Origin of the sequence: Pseudovibrio denitrificans JCM 12308, from assembly GCF_001310815.1 — a bacterium.
GTDB classification, from domain to species: domain Bacteria; phylum Pseudomonadota; class Alphaproteobacteria; order Rhizobiales; family Stappiaceae; genus Pseudovibrio; species Pseudovibrio denitrificans.
This window is the reverse complement of the sequence record NZ_BAZK01000008.1, coordinates 218,114-236,831: the sequence shown is the minus strand read 5'-3', so window position 1 is coordinate 236,831 and position 18,718 is coordinate 218,114. Positions and strand designations below refer to the sequence as shown.

Genomic DNA, 18,718 nt, shown 5'->3' with positions numbered 1-18,718 from the left:
CTCCGTGTTGGCTATAGGGTTGCCAATAGGAGGACGGGTTGGCCAGTTTGCGGGAGAACCATGTAGCTATGCACGCAGACCACATGGGTTTCTGTTGGGCCGTAGTGATTGTGCAAGGAAGCCTGAGGCAGTTTGGTGAAGAAATCGCGCAGAGCTCTGGTGCAATAAAGTTGTTCGCCCGCTGTCACCACGTTCTTTAAGGCAGCTGGGAAGATCTCGAACGTTAAAGCAGCTTCACAGAACAACTCCAGAGCCACAAAAGGCATATAGATGCGCTCAATGGTGTTGTCGCACATGTATGTCAGCAGGCATCGCATGTCCTGCCGCCAGGCAGGATCAATGACATGGAAACAGCCACCGGAGCAGAGTGTCGAAAATATCTCCTGAAACGAAACATCAAAGGCCAGCTTAGAGAACTGCATGGTTCTTTCTGCAGCGGGTAGCTCTCCTTGTTCTTGCTGCCAATGCAACAAGTTGCAGAGTGTTTCGTTGTAGACGTCTACACCTTTGGGGTGGCCTGTCGAACCTGAGGTGAACAGGGTGTACAGCGGTCTTCCGCTATCAGGGAGTTCCCAAGCCGCTACATCTTGAGGGGCTTTGAGGTCTTCCAGTTCCACCGGAATTAGGAGGAGATCACCCTGTTGAAGCTCTGGTGAGTAGGGTGCTCCTGCCTGATGGAGAACTGCCACTGGCTTGGCTTGTGAGACAACGGCTTGCAGCAGTTTTTGGGGATAGCTGAGGTCCAGCGGCACGACTGTTACGCCCAGCTTTGTCAGAGCAAGTAGCGCAATGATGTACTCGGCAGAGGCATCCATGTAGAGCGCGATACGCAATGGCTCTGCCGGATCGACAGCACCAACGCCCGTAGACTGCAGGTGTGCTACGAGCGTATCTGTCAGTTTGCCAAGCTCTTGATAAGTTAGTGTGTTATCTTTCCACGCCAGAGCAGAGGCATGAGGTGTTTGCAGAACCTGATCTTGGAACCAGGCTGCCACTGTTTTATGTGGCAGGGCTAAATCACCCCCTTTGAGATGAGATGCCCGTTGCTGCTTGTCGGTCTTCAAAATATCGCCTGCGGGTTCTTCCAGTTCTACTTGAGATAACCCAGCGAGCATGGCTTGTTCCAGCTGCGCAATGTCCTCCCTGCTGAAGTAAGCAAGATCATACTCCCAATAGAACTGGTAGGTCTCAAACTCATCCAGAACTGAAAGGTACAACGGGCACTTAGGAGTGATGTGCTCCGGGAAAGATGGCGGCGAATATTCGCCGTTCAGGTTCAGCGTTTCATAGCGCGTGTTTTCAGTCGCAAACATGAACTCGAAAGGCAGACCTGATAAACGGTTCGCCTTTTGCAAGTGATCTACGACATGTTCAAAAGCAACCTCCTGACAGGCAAGTGTGCGTTTGGAAAATTCGGCCAATGCGCTTGTGTTCTGTCCAATGGTTTGGGCAGGATCGATCACCACCGGTAACAGCATTGTGTTGGCGAACATTCCAACAGTCGCCTCAAACTCTGCTGTGTTGCGGTTTGCTATTGGGCTCGCGATTGTAAATCTTGATTTGCCCAAATGCGCATAAAGCGCATGTGCGAAAAGAGAATGGAAAACCTGATGAGGTGTCAGAGAAAACTGATGCGCAGTTGCGATCAACTTTGCCCTATGAGCGTCTTCAAGGCGCATCAAACGCGTGCGGCCTGCCGGCCCTTCCTGACCAGCATGTTTTGAGTTCAACACAGGTGACCAGCATGCAGAGAACTCTGCTTCCTCGTAGATTTTGAAGAGTTGTTCCCGTTGTGTTTTGTAATGCTCGCTTTCCCAAGTTTGCGCCTGCCAAGCCGCAAAATCCAGCGGGGTGAGGGAGACCTTTTTCTGCTCGGAGACCTCTTCGTCGAGTTTAGCCTGATAAACTCGGGAAAGGTCCTCAAACAGGATATTGAGGGACCAGCCATCCAAAACGATGTGATGCGCATGGAGGATCAGCACACTTGAACCATCGGGTTCATGTGCAAGATGAAGCTGAAACAAATGAGGCACTTCAAGGTCAAACGGTTGACTGAAGAGCGTGTTTTGCAGCGCTGCGATCTCGTTCTGCTCTAAGACACCGTGGTAATGAAACACCTCAGGATTACTCTGTGCAATGTGCTGCTCCACTCCATCATCTGTAAGGTGGAAGCTGGTGCGCAGTGCCGGATGTTGTTTTACGAGAGCTCCTGCCGCTCTCTCTAGTTTTTCTGGATTGAGCTCTCCGGCGAACCGGAAAGTGAAGGGCGTGTTGTAAGAGGTGTCAGAAGGGTTCTTTTGTTGCAGCAGCCACAAACGCTTCTGCTCAGACGTGACGTGGGCTTTCGTGACGTTTGAAGGAGAAGGAACCGGAGGCAAGACGTTCAGCTGGGGGCCTTGTTTTCTGATCGTGTCTGCAAGCTCAGAAAAAGTCAGATTTAGGAGCAGGGACGGGACTAAGCGATAGCCAAGTGTCTTGTTCAGGCGATTTGCAAGACTAATCGCCTTGAGGGAGTCTCCGCCTGCGGTCAGCACCGTGTCCTCACCATTCAAATAAGGCACACTCAAAACCAACTCTGCGGCCTTCAAAATATCCGTGAGGATTTCATCTGTAGCTCCACCGGAAGAATGTGTAGGGCGGAGTGGAGCGCAGTCCATCTTCTGGAAGGCATCTCGATCAATTTTGCCGTTTGCATTCAGGGGCATTTCGTCAATGCAAAAGATCTGATGAGGGCGCATGTAATCCGGTAGATGCGCTGACATGTGGGCATCAAGATCGGCATAGTTTAGGCGCTTATCTGCAGTCAGATACGCGTGTAGCTCGAGCGGTTTTCCGGGTTCCTGACGCGTGAGTACACACGCTTGTCGCACCTTGGAAAGTTGCTGGAGCCCCTGTTCAATTTCTTCCAGTTCGACTCGAAACCCGCGGACTTTAACTTGCCTGTCAACGCGGCCAACATATTCTATGAGCCTTTGTTGTTGAGGCGGACCAGATCACCGGTGCGATACCACCTCCGGCCATCTGAAAGCTCGACAAAGCTGTGCTGTGTTTCCTCTTCTCTGTTCAGATAGCCATGCGCTACGCCAGCTCCGCCAACGTAGAGTTCAGCTGTCTCTGTTGGGTTGGCTTCCTCGCCATTGGAAGACCGCAGCTGACAGTCTGTGCTGGCAATGGGTCTGCCGATTGGAACAGTATCACCGCTAAAGCTGCGGGGTATGGGGTAGCTCAATGCAAAAGTGGCGCACTCTGTAGGGCCATAGATGTTGTGTATTTGGCAAGTGCTTTGTGGGTTTGCCTCATACCAGCCCTGTACGGTGTGCGGGTTGATTTGCTCTCCACCGATCAACAGATGTTCGAGTGTGGTGAAACAGGTTGCCCCGTAATCAACCATGGCGTTGAACAGCGAGACTGTCATGAACATAGTTTTGATGGAGCGCTTTTCCAGCTTCCTCGCAAAACCTTCAAAGTCAGCTGTTTCCTCTGCAGAGAAAACAACGATACAGCCACCTGTTAAAAGCGGCACCCAGACATCAAAGCTGAGGGCATCAAATGCCGGGTTGGAAATGTGTGCGTAGCGATCTCCAATGGACATTGGAACGAAACGCGGCTGATGCGCGAGCCTCTCAATGGCCGTCAGAGGAACTTGCACACCCTTTGGTCTTCCCGTTGTTCCGGACGTGTAAAAAAGAAAAGCCGTGCTGGCGACTGAGGAGGCTTGGAACTGGCCTTGGTCATCGGGCAAATTTCCAGCAACCAACTCGCCTACATGGAGAGTTTTGTATGTTGCCGAGGGAACGGATCTGGAGTGTGCTTCTTGTGATGTGATCAGGAAGCGCGCCTGACTATCAGCTAAAATAGCAGCTTGCCTGTTTGGTGGACTTGCAGCATCCAGCGGGACAACAGTCGCTCCTGCTTTCAGGATTGCAAGCATGAGGACAATGAGTTCCTGAGACCGCGGCAAGCAAACAGCAACAGCATTACCTTGCTTCACACCATGCTGCCTCAGCAGTGCTGCGGACCGGGAAGAATGTGTGTTGAGTTCCAGATAGGTGAGCGTGCTGTCATGGTCCTGAACGGCTGTCAGTTTTGGAAAACGTGCAGCATAATAACTGATGCTCTCAAACAGTGAGGACTGGACCGGACCTTCCTCACCCAACTTCAAGTCAACATAATCAGAGGCTGAATGGTCATGTGAGATAGTGCTGTTCATGATGACCTCTAAGCGACACTAGGTACAGCAGGGGAAAGAGTGTGGGAGTTCTTCCGCTCAAACAACTGAAACTCGTAGGAGATTGCTTTTTTGACGCGCTGGATTTCTTCCGACTCCAGCAGTTCCCAATGGTCTCCGCGAACCAATCTGGTCATGAAGCTGCCTGTCACCCGTTCTATCCAGAACTGGCGTAACTCATGCAAAAAGTCTTTGTTGAGAGACCCGAGGGCCTGAACAAAAACCACGCGAACCTCTAGGGGTTGGCACTCATAGCTGGGAACGCATGACCGGTTGTGATTGTAGACCCGGTGATAGCGCTCTATTTGCGCATCGTCGATGCCCGGGTACATCCCGTTGAACTTGACCAGCTTGTCACGAAACTCATCGAGGTCCACAGGCGCGAGGCTATCGCGTTCATGTTCTTCAAACCCTTGAGTATCGAGGAGAATGACACTCACATTGTCATTTCCGCGCGCTTTGAGGAGGCGTGCCATTTCAAACGCCACATAACCGCCAAAAGACAAGCCTGTCAGTACGATTTTGCCCTGCGCGATATGCTCGATCTGTTTCAGGTAAGCCTCTGCCATGGTAGGGATGGAAGATAACGTGTCTTCTCCACTGTTCAGACCCGGGGACTGAAGGCCATAGACACCGATGTCATCGGCCAGGATCTTTGCCAGAGACAGGTAGCAAAATGCAGTACCTCCGGCAGGATGAACACACACCACGTGCTCGCCGTTTTGGCTTTCACGGAACGTAATCAGGTTGTCTTGAGCATTTTCTTTAGGTGCTCCGGCGCGTATCCAACTGGCCAGGGCTTCGATTGTTGGATTTAAAATGAAGGTCTTTGGAGGCACTTGAACCTTAAACGCTTCGCCAACACGGTGCGCGACCTTGATCGCGGCAATGGATGAGCCGCCACATGGAAGAAGTTGTCGCTGATGCCGATAGATGGGTGCAGGAGCACCTCTCGCCAGATGTTATAGATCTGCAGTTCGATATGGTCGCGGGGACTTTCCTGATTGACCTTAAACACGGCCTCATGTGCCATCACGGCAACTTCAACTGCGCGGTAATCTATCTTGCCATTATTGGTGAGCGGGATCGCATCCATGTGCAGCAAAGTGTGAGGCAACATGTAATCAGGAAGCTTGCTGGAAAGGTGCTGGCGCAGATCGTTTTCAAGCAAGGGCTCGCCCGTTGAGGAGGTGTAACACAGCGCCAGTTGAGCATCGCCGCCCTCTCGCTGAACCTGAATGGCTGTGCAGCTGCGGCAATCGGCATGTTCAAGCAAAACCTCTTCAATCTCTGAGAGTTCGATGCGGAAGCCATTGAGTTTGATCTGGTTATCTTTGCGACCTGCAAAAATCAGCTGTCCCTGTTCGTCGTAAAAGGCAAGATCACCGGTGCGGTAGAGCGTTTCTTCTGGAGCAAACGGGCTTTCTACGAAAGCAGATGCGTTCTGTTGCGGGGCATTCAGATACCCGGAGGCGAGGCCAGAACCACCGATGTAGAGCTCTCCCACCAGCCCAACTGGTACAACCGACATGTTCTCGTCGAGCAGATAGGTTTTCGCATTGCTGATAGGGCGCCCAACGGGAGCTGCCCACTTGTTGTGGTCTTCAGGCAAAATGCTGTGCCAGGTGGTATCCACGGTGCATTCTGTTGGACCGTACACATTGTGCAACGTCGCCCATGGCAGCTTGTCGGCGAACTTACGCATCAATGCACCATTCAACTCACCTCCACCGCAGAACACGTCTCTTAGGTGCGTGCATTGAGGGACGAGAGGTTCATCAAGAAAGAGATCCAGCATTGCCGGGACAAACTGAACAGCTGCAATGTTGTGCGAGACACAGAGCTGCACCAGTCCAGCTGGCGAACTATGAGCTGATGGGGGAGCCAAAACCAGTGACGAACCGGAACACAGCGGCCAGAAAAACTCCCAGATAGCGGCATCAAACCCCATCGGCGTCTTTTGCAAGAGCGCATCTCCGGGCTTAGTCGGGAAGGTGCGATTGCTCCAGTCTACGAGGTTGACCAGTCCGCGATGAGTGAGCCTGGTGCCTTTGGGAACCCCGGTGGTGCCAGAGGTGTAGATGATATAGGCGAGCTCATCCGCATTCCTGCTGCTCGCAGGAAGATTTGTGTTGTCGTAGGATTGGGTGATTTCCTCCAACAACTCTTTATCCAATGACAGCGAGTTTACATCGCAGGTGGTTGCTAGGCCGGCCATCACATCGGCAGTGGCCGGATGCGTCACTATCAGATTAGGCTGGCTGTCTTGCACCATATACTCAAGGCGCTTCAAGGGCAGGCCGGGCTCGAGTGGGATGAAATGCCCTCCGGCCTTGAGGGTTGCCAGCGTGGTGATGACCAGTTCAGTGGAACGTTCAAGGAGCAAACCAACGGGGTTGCCTGCTTTGACACTGCATTCCTGCAAATGACGTGCAAGCTGATTTACCTTGGCATTGAGTTTGGCGTAACTCCACACCGCCTCACCGCAGACAAGAGCTGGTGCATCGGGGGAGCGCTGGCACTGTGCTTCGAATGCCTCATGAATGCACGTTGAGCTTAGTGCGTGCGTTTCACCATGAGGCCAGATTTGCGTAAGAAGGTGCCGTTCTTCTGGCGTGATGTACTCGATCTGATCGATTTGCCCATGCGGATCATCAATGGCGTTTGAGAGCAAACATTCAAGATGCCTGGCCATGCGCTCGATGCGAGCCTGCGTGAATAAGTCTTTGTTGTATTCAAAGCCGAGGCTGAACGAAGGCCCGCGCTCAAACACTTCCAGCGTGATATCGAACTTCGCAGTTTGGCTGTCCGTCGCAAGCGCTTCTATCTCCACCCCGTCCATGTGCGTGGAACCTGCTGGAAGGTTTTGATAGATCAGCATGACCTGAAATAGAGGCGAATGGGCTGGTGAGCGCTCCGGGTTCACAGCTTCAACTACCTTCTCAAAAGGCAGGTCTTGGTTGTCCAAAGCTTCTAAAATGATCGTCTGCGCTTGTGACACCAACTCTGCAAAGGTGCCGTGCGCTGATACCTGTGTTTTTAAGGCGAGGGTATTGATGAAATGGCCAATCAACGGTTCCACTTCAGCGGTATGGCGGTTGGCAAAAGAGGTTCCGATGCAGATGTCTTCTTGTTTGCTATAGCGCCATAAAACAACGGCAAACCCAGCAAGAAACAGCGCAAAAGGTGTGATTGATCTGCTTTTGCAGAAAGAACGCACTCGGTCACTCAGATCATCCCCGAACACGAGTTCAAAGTGAGCGCCATTGTGGGTCTGCTCTGCGGGGCGGGGATTATCTGTTGGCAGGTCAAGTAAGGCAGGCAACCCGGCAAGTTTCTCGGTCCAATATTGGGTTTGCTCTTGTTCCCGAGAGGGCGATTGCTGGCTATGGACCACATAGTCCTCATACTGCATCTTGAGCGTTGGAACATCAGGCGTCGTGCCTTGCCTGAGCGCGTTGTAATGGGCGGTTACTTCGTTGAAGAACAATCCGATTGACCAGCCATCAGCAGCAATATGGTGCAGGTTCACCAGCCAGACATATTCGCTTTCTGAGAGCTTCACGTAACTGGAGCGGACAAGTGGCCCGTCTTCCAGGTTAAACGGCTTGCTGGCTTCCTTCTGGACATGATCGTTCAGTGCGAGACTTTGCTCTTCATCGCTGAGCTGAGACACATCCAGAACCTCAAGTGGAAGCTCTGAATGTTCAGCAAAAGTCTGCTGAGGAACACCATCGCAGAGACCAAACTGTGCACGGAGCATGTCATGACGAGCAACAACGGCATTCGCCGCACGGTGGAGTGTTTCAACGTTAAGCGCTCCGCTCACCTTCAGCGCGATGGGGTTGTTGTAGAACGGACTATCAGGCTCCAACTGATGCAAGTACCACAAATGACGCTGTGAAGCCGAAAGCGGAACTCCTGTTGATTTTTCGGCCTGCGCCTGCTGCTGCAATAAAGAAATTAACTCAGATTTTTGCGCTTTCAGCGCAGCAGCCAGTTGTGGCTCCAAAAATCCTTTTGGGGCCTTGAAACGGAGTTTTTCACCATCTGTTTGCAGGCTCACATTGTGACTGGCGAAATGGTTGAGCAGTTGGTGCACGTTCATATTTCAAACTCCTCCATTTCGTCTTCTTCTTGCTGTGTGAGCGCTGGTGTGGTGCCGAACGTTTCAATGGTGTGTTGCCGGTTCTGGTCTGCTGTGCGCGTGCCGCCAATCATGGAATAGATGAGCTTATGGGAAGAGCTGAGCTGAAACAGATCAGTCAGAGCCCTCTCATCAACCGAGCCAATGCCGCAAAGTCCCAGTCCAGTTTCGTGAGCACGCATGGTGAGCAGCTGCGCCATTGCGCCTGTTTCAATCAGGCAGAACTGGTCGCTCATCTCACCATAAAGCGGCTCTATCGCTTTGCGCTCTGCCACAAAAAACAGGGCAAATGCGGCCTCTTCAAAAGTCGGGCGATTGACGAAGTAGTCATAGGTGTCGGGACTGAGAGACTTACCATCCGCCGTTGAAATCAGAGCATGATTTTGCGGATCGTAATAATACGCCCCGCCATCCAGTCCCTGCACGCGGTCAGGCTTAATGTAGATGTACGTCTGCACCGGATAGAGCCCACCTGCGCTGGCAAACAGATGTTTAGGTGCATCTGGTTTTTGATTGCGCCGCAAAGCTGAAAGCAGATCTTCCAATCGGTTTATGGGTAAAGGATCGGGAATAAACTGACGTACAGATCGGTAGGCATCAAACTCATCAAATCCACGAGGATTTGAGTGCGCCAGTTGGTGCGTGGTGTGTTGCTGACCAAACCGACGTAAACCTGCATTACGATCCTTGAAGGTCTGGCGCTCCTGTGGGTCTTCAATGGTGGCAATCGCAGAACTGGCCGCTGTGCTCTCTGTTTCAGCATCTGCTTGGCCGAACTGTTCCCGATACATCTTGAAGAGCGTTGCAAGGCTTGGGCTGCCCATAAACTTTGCAAGCGGAGGACGGAAAGAGAGCTCGCTGGAAAGAGCGTTAGAGATGCGTGTAATATCGATTGATGTTGCCCCCAACTGTAACAAATTCTCCTCTGGTGCAATCTGGTTCAGTTTCAAAACATCCGAAACAATCTCGCGGATCTTTTCTTCCTGCTTTCCTTTCGGTTCAAAGCTGGCTTGAGTTGTCGATGACCTGCTTGGCTGTGGCAGTTTTTTGCGATCTATTTTGCCGTTTGCAGACACTGGGACCTGTTCAATCTCGATAAGAGAAGACGGGATCATGTAGTGGGGCAGGTGCGCTCGCAAATGCTCTAGAAGTGCGTCCGTGTCGATATCGGTTCTTTCTGGCACCACATAGCCAACAAGCTGCTTGTCGCTTTGTGCGTCTCCAAAGACTTTGAAGACAGAAGCTTTCACCGCCTCATGGGCGTTGAGGACGGTCTCAATCTCGCCTAGCTCGATCCGGAAGCCTTGTACTTTGACCTGCGTGTCCATGCGGCCCAGGAACTCAATGTTTCCATCGGGCATATAACGGCCAAGGTCTCCAGTGCGATAAAGGCGATCGCCGGTTATTGGGTGAGTGATGAAACGATAGTTGGTTTGCTCCTCATCCTGCCAATAGCCCTGGGCCAGTCCAAGGCCACCAATGTAAAGCTCTCCGATGACCCAGCACGGGCGGACTGCCAAAGCCTCATCCAGAACATAGAACTGCTGATTTTCCAACGACTTGCCATAGGGGATACTCGTCCATTGGGGCAAGACATCCTGAACCGGGTAACAAATGGACCAGATGGAAGCTTCTGTCGCTCCCCCTAAGCTTAACACCTCAGCATTAGGTGCGAGTGCTTGTGCACGGCTCGGAAGTGAAAGCGGAATCCAGTCACCAGACAACATGATCTGGCGGAGGGACGTCCCTAGGGATTTACGATCACTTTCAGCATAATCCACCAGCATGCCGAGAAGGGCTGGGGCGGAGTTCCAGATGGTCACATTGTGTTGTGTCAGGCACTCCAGCCAATGAGCAGGGTCTTTCACTTCGTTTTCATTGGGTATGACAACAGCGCCGCCCACTGCCAGCAGACCAAAAATATCATAGACAGATAGGTCAAAACCCAATGCAGAGATGGCAAATACACGGTCTTCTGGCTGAACATTCAAGCGTTTGTTGATGTCCAACAGTGTGTTCACCGCGCCGCGATGATCAATCATGACGCCCTTCGGTTCTCCAGTAGAGCCGGAGGTGAAGATCACGTAAGCCAGATCATCGGGTTGTGTATCGGCAGTTTTGAGATTGTTGTTGCTTGCGGCGTCCAACTCCGGACCCACGTTAATGGTCAGAGCACAATCCGGAACACCCTTCAATTTGTCCGCTTGGCCGGCTTTAACGCAGATGAGTTTGGAGCCGGTCCGGCGCAAAATGCCTTCTATGCGATTGGCGGGCAGGTCTGGATCTATCGGAAGATACGCGCCTCCGGCATACAGGATGGCAAGTGCAGCTACTGTCTGCTCCCAACCCGGGCGCATCTTGATGGCAACCAACTCACCCTTCTCCAACCTCTTTTGCTGCAAAAGAGCTGCAAGGTTGTGCGCCCGTTGCCGGGTCTGGCGATAAGAGAGTGTTTGGGCATCGCATATAAGGGCTGGGGCATCAGGTGTCTTGAGAGCTTGTGTGTCGAAAAGCTGATGCATCAAGGGCCAGTGCTGTGAAAGCGCTTTGTCTGCATCCCAGCTTGGGAAGGTTTGCTGTGCTGTTTGCTGCCATCGGTCCGGTGCTACCAGCTCTTCCAGCAATGCGCAGTAAGCCTCAAACATCTCCTGCATCATGCCTTCAGGGAACAGTTCATCGATGCTGTCCCAATTGAAGCACAGTTCGCCATCGATCTCCAGAATGGTATGATCCAACCAGACTTGCGGTGTTTGGGTGATCGTATGAACGTTTTGTGCATTCAGGGCTGAGGAGAGTGTGATTTCCTCCTGATCCGGGATCATCTCAACCAGAGTACTGTTGAAGACAATCGGCATGCCTGTTTGCTGCTCGCCCCGTTGTTTGGTCAGCTCGCGCAGAACCCGCACACCGCTGACCTCACTATGATCCATATCTTTCCAAAGTTGCCGCTGAGCTGATTTTGCGTTTGCAACAAAATTGGTTGTGGCATCAAAGCCGACCTCCAACAGAACGATCGACGTGAAGTCACCGATGAGGCGGTTGATATGAGGGTGAAGTGGCTGGCGATTGAATACTGGCAAACTCAGCGTGAACTGAGGCGACTGGCTCCATTTGGCCAAAACCTGGGCAAAGGCAGTCAGCAAACAGCCCGAGGGTGTTACGCCGTGTTGACGTGCGTTTGCTTTGATCTGTGACCACTTGGCTGCATCCAACACAAGGTGCCTGCGGGTAAACCGGGGATTGCTGATGCTTTCCGGCTGCTTTGCCAATGGCAAATCTGGTGCTGCTGCCAGCGTGGCAAGCCGGTCCTGCCAATACTTCAGCGAGGTTTCATAGCGTGAGCCATCCCGCATTGCCAACTCTTGCACCACATAATCTCGGAAGGTGATCGCGATCTCTGGGAGCTCGACCTGAAGGTCTTCATAGAACGCGGCTAGCTCACGGGAAAAAATCTGACTGCTGGCAGCATCGACGATCAGGGCATCCATGGAGATGTGCAAGCGCGTGACACCATTATCAAGTTGCAAGGCTCTGAACTCAAACAGTGGCCATGTGCCAGCATCCAACACCTGATGAGACATGGCCCCCCGGTTTCTGGCGATCATACGCTCTACGACACGTGCATTTCGCCCTCGGGCGTCATCCGTCTGGATGATGTAATCAGGAACATCCTGCAATATGCGTTGTGTGCCGTCTTTCGCAAAAACAGCTCTCAGCATGTCGTGACGCTGGATCAGTTTATTCAAAGCTGCATTGAAACGCTCGAGATCCAGATCAGGAATTTCAATTTCTTCATAGGCATGCGCACTGACACCACCCAGCCCCAAACCGTCATCTCTGCCAACCCAATAGGCCTGCTGGATGTCCGTCAACGGGAACGGTTCATATCGATTTGCTTCATCTGCATGGATCTGAACCACAGTTTGCTCTGGCTGGCTGTTTCCGGAATTGGCTGAGGCTGCGAGATCTGCAAGTACCGGATTCTCGATGAGATCAGTGAGGGACAGGCTGAGTGACAGGTCCTTGTTCAGAGTATGAATGAGCCGCGTTGCAAGCAGCGAATGTCCGCCCAGATCGAAGAAGTTGTCTGTGCGGCCAATCCGATCAACCTTGAGTACAACCTCCCAGACCTTCGCGATGTCCGCTTCAAGACCTGCCGCAGGTGCCTCGAAGTCTGAGGCTGTGAGCCGAACTGGAGAAGGCAATGCTTTGCGGTCGACCTTGCCGTTAGGCGTGATGGGCAGTTCGTCAAGCTGCATCCAGTCTGTGGGGATCATGTAATCGGGCAGACGGGATTTAAGCTCTGCTCGCAATGCTTCGACCGAACAGGTCCCAACGAAATAACAGATCAGCCGCGCATGCTCTGCATCTGTGGACCTATCAAAGATAACAAAGGCTTCCTGAATACCTGCGATCTGCAATACGCAGTTTGTGATCTCCATAGGCTCGATGCGGAACCCGCGAAACTTCACTTGATCATCAGCACGCCCATGAAATACCAGAGTGCCATCCGGGAGATACGCAGCCAGATCGCCAGTACGATACAGGCGAAGAGGTGGCTGTGATCCGAATGTGTGCGAGATGAACCGGTCAGCGGTCAGATCCTCATTGCCGAAGTAACCAGAGGCTAGATTATCTCCGCAAACGTAGATTTCACCGGTGGTTCCAGGAGGCACAGGTCGCATGCCATCGTCCAGGAGGAACACACTGGTGTTATCCATGGGTTTACCGATAGGAGGAGAAGCTGGCCAATCTTCCATGTGCCCGCAGTCCAGAATATGCTGGGTCACAACGTGCGTTTCGGTGGGGCCGTACTGATTGTAAAAGTGACGCCCACCCAGTGCCTTAAGGAGCCTGCGGAGGCCATCATTGACGAGCAGCGCTTCCCCCGCTGTAATCACCTCACAAGCAGGCCCGTCCGGTAGGTGTCCGGCTTCAAAAAGGCCTGCCATCTGCTGAAGGACTGCAAAGGGCAAGTGGGCACGTTCAACACCGTTGGACTTGATGAAGCCAGCAAGATTGCCGATGTCTTTGCGCTGCGTATCCGTCATCAGCACGAGACTTGAGCCTTGACACAGCGTGCAGAAAACTTCCTGAAAAGCCACGTCGAAGTTGAGCGACGCAAACTGAAGAACACGTGCCGGACCGTTATTCGTCGGGCCTTGCTTTAACTGCCAGTGCACCAGGTTACGCAGCATGCGATGTGTTTGCGCAACGCCTTTGGGTTTCCCTGTCGAGCCAGATGTATAAAGCACGTAGGCAGGATCAAGCGGGGCAGGCGTATACGCAAAATTATCCGCTGATGCCGACTGACACCTTGTTTTGAGCTCCTCGATGGATGCTATTGCTTCTGCAAACTCTTGCGGGAGTTTGGGTCTTAATGCTTTTGTTGTGATGATGAGGTCTGGCTGGACATCCTGCAGGATAACCTGAAGCCGCGTTTGGGGGTAAGCAGGATCCAGCGGAACTACTGCGGCTCCCGCCTTCAATATGCCCAGCAGTGTGACGACCATCTGCGTGGAACGGTCAACACACAGTGCAATGTTAGCTTGGGCGCCAATACCTTGCTGCCGGAGCGTGTGGGAAAGCTGATTGGCCTGCCTGTTTAGCTCGCCATAACTGAGTGTTTCTTGCCCGAGGATAACAGCGGTCGCAGCGGGCGTTTCTGCCGCGTGTTTTTCAATCTGCCTGCTGATGCATTCTAATTCAGGATATGGCACAGAGCGTTGTTGCCAAGCCTCCAATGCCTGAGTTTGCTCCAACTCAGTCAGCAGGCTTATGTCACTGAGTTTTGCGTTGGTGTTCGCGACCAGTTGCGCGAGGACATACTCAAAGTAACGTCCAATGCGAGCAGCTGTTTCTGGTTCAAACAAGTCGCTTGCGAACTCGATTGCTCCCTTCAACTGGCCGTTTACGTTCTGAAGTGACAGCAGCAAATCGAACTTGGCTCCTCCATAGTGATGGTGGAGCAGCTCAACAGAGAGACCGGGAAGCTCAAACTGATCATTGTTCTCGCCCTCCCAGGCAAACATCACCTGAAAGAGCGGTGCGTGTGCAAGGCTTCGAGGCGGATTGAGGTGCTCAATGACCTGTTCAAAGGGGAGGTCCTGATTTTGCTGAGCTTCCAGCACCGTTTCCTGAACTTGCGAAAGATACTCGGTCAGGAGCAGGTCTTTGTTTGCACCCACCCGCAAGGCAAGCGTGTTGGCAAAAAAGCCGATCAGCTTATCGAGCTGCGCGTGGTCTCTGTTGGCAACCGGACTGCCAACAACAAGATCCGTTTGACCTGAAAGTTTGGAAAGCGTGAGTGCCCAGGCCCCAAGAAGCGTGGAGAACACAGTGCCACCGTTCCCAGCTGAATACTCTTTTGTTCTCTGGGATAAGGAAGCATCCAGTTCCAGCGGAACTGCTGCCCCTTTGAAGGACTGCCGCTTGGGTCTCGGATGATCCAACGGTAACTCTAGGAGTACTGGTGAGTCTTCAAGCTTGGAACCCCAGTAGTGCTTCTGTTCGTTCCATGTGCCTTTGCTGAGTTCTTCTCGCTGCCAAACTGCAAAGTCGGCATACTGGATTTGCAGGTCGGGGAGGTTGGGCTTCTGTTGTTGGGTCAGAGCTGTATAGAGCTCGCTTAACTCTTTGCTAAAGACACCCATGGACCAGGCATCTGAGATGCTGTGGTGCATCACAATCACGAGCACATGATGGGCCTCATCCCGACGCAGCAAGATTGCCCGAAAGAGTGGTCCCGCCTCCAAATCGAAAGGCTCTGCAATCAACCGAGCAACCTGCTCCTTCAGATTATCGTCTTCAGCCAGCTGTATTGGTGCTTCCATCTGCCATTTATTTGCCGGTTGAATGTCCAGATAGGCTGTACCGTCTTTTTGCTTAACCCGCGTGCGCAAAGTCTCATGACGAGCTACGATTGTCTCGATGGCTTGAGCTAGGGCGAAGACCTCCAACTTGCCTTTCAGCTCGAGCAGAAGGGGCATGTGATAAGCCTCGCTTTGCCCTTCCATCTCGGCCAGATACCACAGGCGTTGCTGTGAAGATGAAAGCGGAAGCTTCTTGGTTCTGTCAGCAGGAGTAATCTGAGTACCTGTACTGGAGGAGCTCCAGTCAATCGCTCCAGCAAGGGTGGCAAGTGTTGGTGCCGTAAATACGATTGTAGCCGCCACATCTACAGAGAAAACTTCGCGGATACGTTGGGCTAAACGCACTGCCAGTAGGGAGTGACCACCAAGAGTGAAGAAGTTGTCGTGGCGTCCAACAGTGCTGAGGCCGAGTAGATCACACCAGATCTGAGCTAACTCTGTTTCTTTCCCTTCCCGTGGAGGGGCAAACTCTGCCTGAGAAAGAGTTGAGGGATTAACATCTGGTAGTGCCTTGTGATCAAGCTTACCATTTGGCGTGAGGGGGATCTGCTGAACTGCGGCAATGCCAGCAGGCACCATGAAGTGAGGCAGTTTTTGGCTCAAACCTTCCTTGAGCTCAGCAAGCACATCGCCATTGTCTTCGCTGGAAAGAACCACATAGGCCAGCAGGTGTTCTTCTCCGGACTTCTCGTTTACGACGCAAATAGCAGTTTGAACGCGCTCATCGGTTTCAAGCGCGGCTTCCACCTCTCCCAGCTCTACACGAAACCCGCGAAGTTTAGCTTGTCTGTCATTGCGCCCCAGGAACTCAATGGTTCCATCGCGAAGCAATCGACCAAGGTCTCCTGTTTTGAAAACTCGTGGATCATCACGGCCCGCAACAGTGGCGAACTTTTGCTCGGTTAGCTCAGGTGCGTTCCAATACCCTTGTGCTAGTCCAGCTCCGGCAACGCAGATTTCACCGACAACGCCTTCAGGAACAGGCTGGCCTGAAGGATCTAAAACTAAGACGCTGTAATTTTTGATCGGCCCGCCTAAACTGAGGCGGTCAGTCTGCGAGAAAGTTTGAGGCAGGGTGAGAGCAAGGCAATCAATCGCTGTTTCAGTTAAGCCATAGGCATGGATGATGTGCGCGTCAGGCCCGAAAACACTGCGCGCTTCAGCAGCACCTTTTGAAGACCACCGGTCGGATCCACATACGATGGTTTTGAGGGGAGTTGAAGTTGCGCCACTCTTCCGTATGTGTGCTGTCAAACTATCCAGCACTGCCGGAACAAAATCTGCGAAGGTCGTATGATACTGCGTGATTTTAGCAAGCAAGGCTGCGCTATCGATCAGCTCATCCTGATTGACAAGGACAAGCGTGCCTTCAAACGTAAGCGCGCGGACAAGATCTGCCGTGAAAACGTCAAATGACAAGTTAGCCATTTGCAAAACACGTGGCGGCTCGTCGAAACGATACAGTTCGCTCCAGGCATCTCTGACGGTCCAGATTGCGCGATGATCCACCATCACGCCCTTAGGTCGTCCTGTCGAACCAGATGTATAGATGATGTAGGCGAGGTCATCAGGGGCAATGGGAACAGTTAGGTTCTGCCCATCCAGAAAACCCCATTCATCTCCTTGGGTTTCGATATGGACAACTTCCGCCGCGAGGTCAGGCATATGGGCCAGTTGTTTTGCCCCATATGCATCAACCAGTATGCACTTAGGTGAGCAATCCTGAACAAGCGTGTTGATCCGCGCAGGAGGGTAACTCGCATCAATAGGAATGTAGGCTGCGCCTGCTTTCAGAACAGCCAACAAGGCAGTGACAGCATCTGCGGACTTCTGCATGCAGATCGCTATGTGGTCCTGTTTCTGAACCCCAAGTGAGCGCAGATATCTGACGAGTTTGTTCGCTCGCTCGTTGAGTTGAGCGTATGTGAGTTCGTCCTCACCATCTATGATCGCAATCCGTTCGCCATATGAGGCGGCTGTGTCTTCAAATGGAAGATGGATAGGCTCTGCAGTGGAGGCCTTGTTAGATGCCAAGAGGGAGGTCTTTAGCGTTTCGGTACGTGCCGTGTCGTCCATGATCGGCAGACTAGCTACACATTGCTCTGGATCCTCGCAAATGCCTTGAACCACTTGAAGAACATAACCTGCGAGTTGCTCGATGGACTGCCGTTCAAAGAGAGCTGTTGCGTACTCCAGTCCACCAGAAATCTTAATCCCGTTGTCCACCAGCTCCAGTGTAAGATCGAACTGCGATGCACTGCGGGGAACCGAAAATGGTTCATGCTTCAAATCGGCAAAGCGAAGTGTTGCGTCATCAAGACTTTGCCAGGCAAACATAATCTGAAACAACGGCGTGTGGGAAAGTGATCGCTGAGGGTTCAGCGCGTCCACCACCTGCTCAAAGGGAACAGATTGGTTATCCTGACTGTCGAGGAATGTATCTTGCGTGTGAGCCAGCAGCTGGCTCACCGTTATGCCTTCATCGAAGTTGAAGCGGAGTGCCAGCGTGTTGACGAACAGCCCCACCATCTCTTCCAAATCTTTACGAACCCGGTTAGCTGATGGTGTCCCAATGACAATGTCATCCTGACCAGACATGCGCGCAAGCACAACTGCAAACGCGCACATAAGCACCAGATACGGAGTTGTCCCCGCCTCACGGGCAAACTCTCTTACCTGTTCTGTGAGTTCAGCATCTAACTCCAGAGGTAGAAAGTCCCCCTCAAAACTTTGTTGGAGCGGACGTTGGCGGTCTGTTGGCAACAGCAAGCGTTCTGGCGCTCCGGATAGGCGCTGCTCCCAATAGGCCTTCTGTTTCTCAAAGCTCTTTTGTTGCTCAGGCTGTTTTTGCCAATAAGCATAGTCTGCGTAGGAGAGCTCAGGTGTGTTGCGCTCAATCGGTTGTCCGGTCTCGATCAGATGCGTGTAGTTTTCACTCAGCTCCTTGAGCAACAGCCCATTGGACCAACCATCAGAAATGAAGTGATGCAGCACAAGCAGCAACACATGCTCTCTCTCACTCACCCTGATAAGGTAGCAACGCGCAAGCGGGCCGGTCTTCAGATCAAACGGTTTTGTACATTCCTCATTCGCCACGTGGTGGATCGCAGCTTCTAAGTCGTCTTCAGCCTCAATGTTGATCAGATGCAAAGGTAAGCCGCAGGTGGGAGGAGCAATCCGCAGCCCGGGCTCTCCAGCGTCTTCGAAGACAAAAGCACGAAGGCCTTCGTGGCGGGCGATCAATTGATCCAGTGCGTTTTGAAGAGAGCACGTGGCGAGCTCCCCTCGCAGGCGTATGCCAAGTGTCAGGTGATAGGCGGATCCTATTCCAGACATGCGGGAAAGGAACCACAGCCTCTCTTGTGCGAAAGATAAAGGCAGGGGTGCTTGATCTCGCGGTGCTTTTTTGAGAGCGGTGCGCTGGCGTAGCTTTAACAGCTGCTCCGGTGTCAGAGAGCGCATCTTTCGCTT

The 18,718-nt window shown here is 52.5% G+C and carries 4 protein-coding genes and 3 pseudogenes; all 7 read right to left on the bottom strand.

Annotated features, from left to right (window positions below; genetic code table 11):
• Positions 1 to 11: 11 nt before the first annotated feature.
• Positions 12 to 2,900 carry a condensation domain-containing protein gene (locus JCM12308_RS12605; protein ID WP_280138375.1) on the bottom strand — a complete coding sequence of 963 codons (2,889 nt, stop codon included), beginning with the start codon at positions 2,898 to 2,900 and terminating at the stop codon, positions 12 to 14.
• 62 nt (positions 2,901 to 2,962) lie between these two features.
• A complete protein-coding gene (locus JCM12308_RS12600; RefSeq protein ID WP_054783954.1) occupies positions 2,963 to 4,210 on the bottom strand; it encodes an AMP-binding protein in 1,248 nt (415 codons plus the stop codon).
• 8 nt (positions 4,211 to 4,218) lie between these two features.
• Complete coding sequence (locus tag JCM12308_RS12595; RefSeq protein WP_373282361.1) at positions 4,219 to 5,109, bottom strand: thioesterase domain-containing protein; 891 nt, start codon at positions 5,107 to 5,109, stop codon at positions 4,219 to 4,221.
• Complete coding sequence (locus JCM12308_RS12590) at positions 5,043 to 8,336, bottom strand: non-ribosomal peptide synthetase (protein ID WP_054783952.1); 3,294 nt, start codon at positions 8,334 to 8,336, stop codon at positions 5,043 to 5,045. Before JCM12308_RS12590 ends, JCM12308_RS12595 begins: the two co-directional genes overlap by 67 nt.
• Positions 8,333 to 9,343: pseudogene (locus tag JCM12308_RS33245) on the bottom strand (SagB family peptide dehydrogenase); the annotation flags it as partial. The pseudogene JCM12308_RS33245 and the gene JCM12308_RS12590, both read right to left, overlap by 4 nt.
• Before the next feature lie 81 nt (positions 9,344 to 9,424).
• A pseudogene (locus tag JCM12308_RS33240) lies at positions 9,425 to 10,873 on the bottom strand (amino acid adenylation domain-containing protein); the annotation flags it as partial.
• Between the two features lie 117 nt (positions 10,874 to 10,990).
• Positions 10,991 to 18,709, bottom strand: a pseudogene (locus tag JCM12308_RS12585) (amino acid adenylation domain-containing protein); the annotation flags it as partial.
• Positions 18,710 to 18,718: the final 9 nt, after the last annotated feature.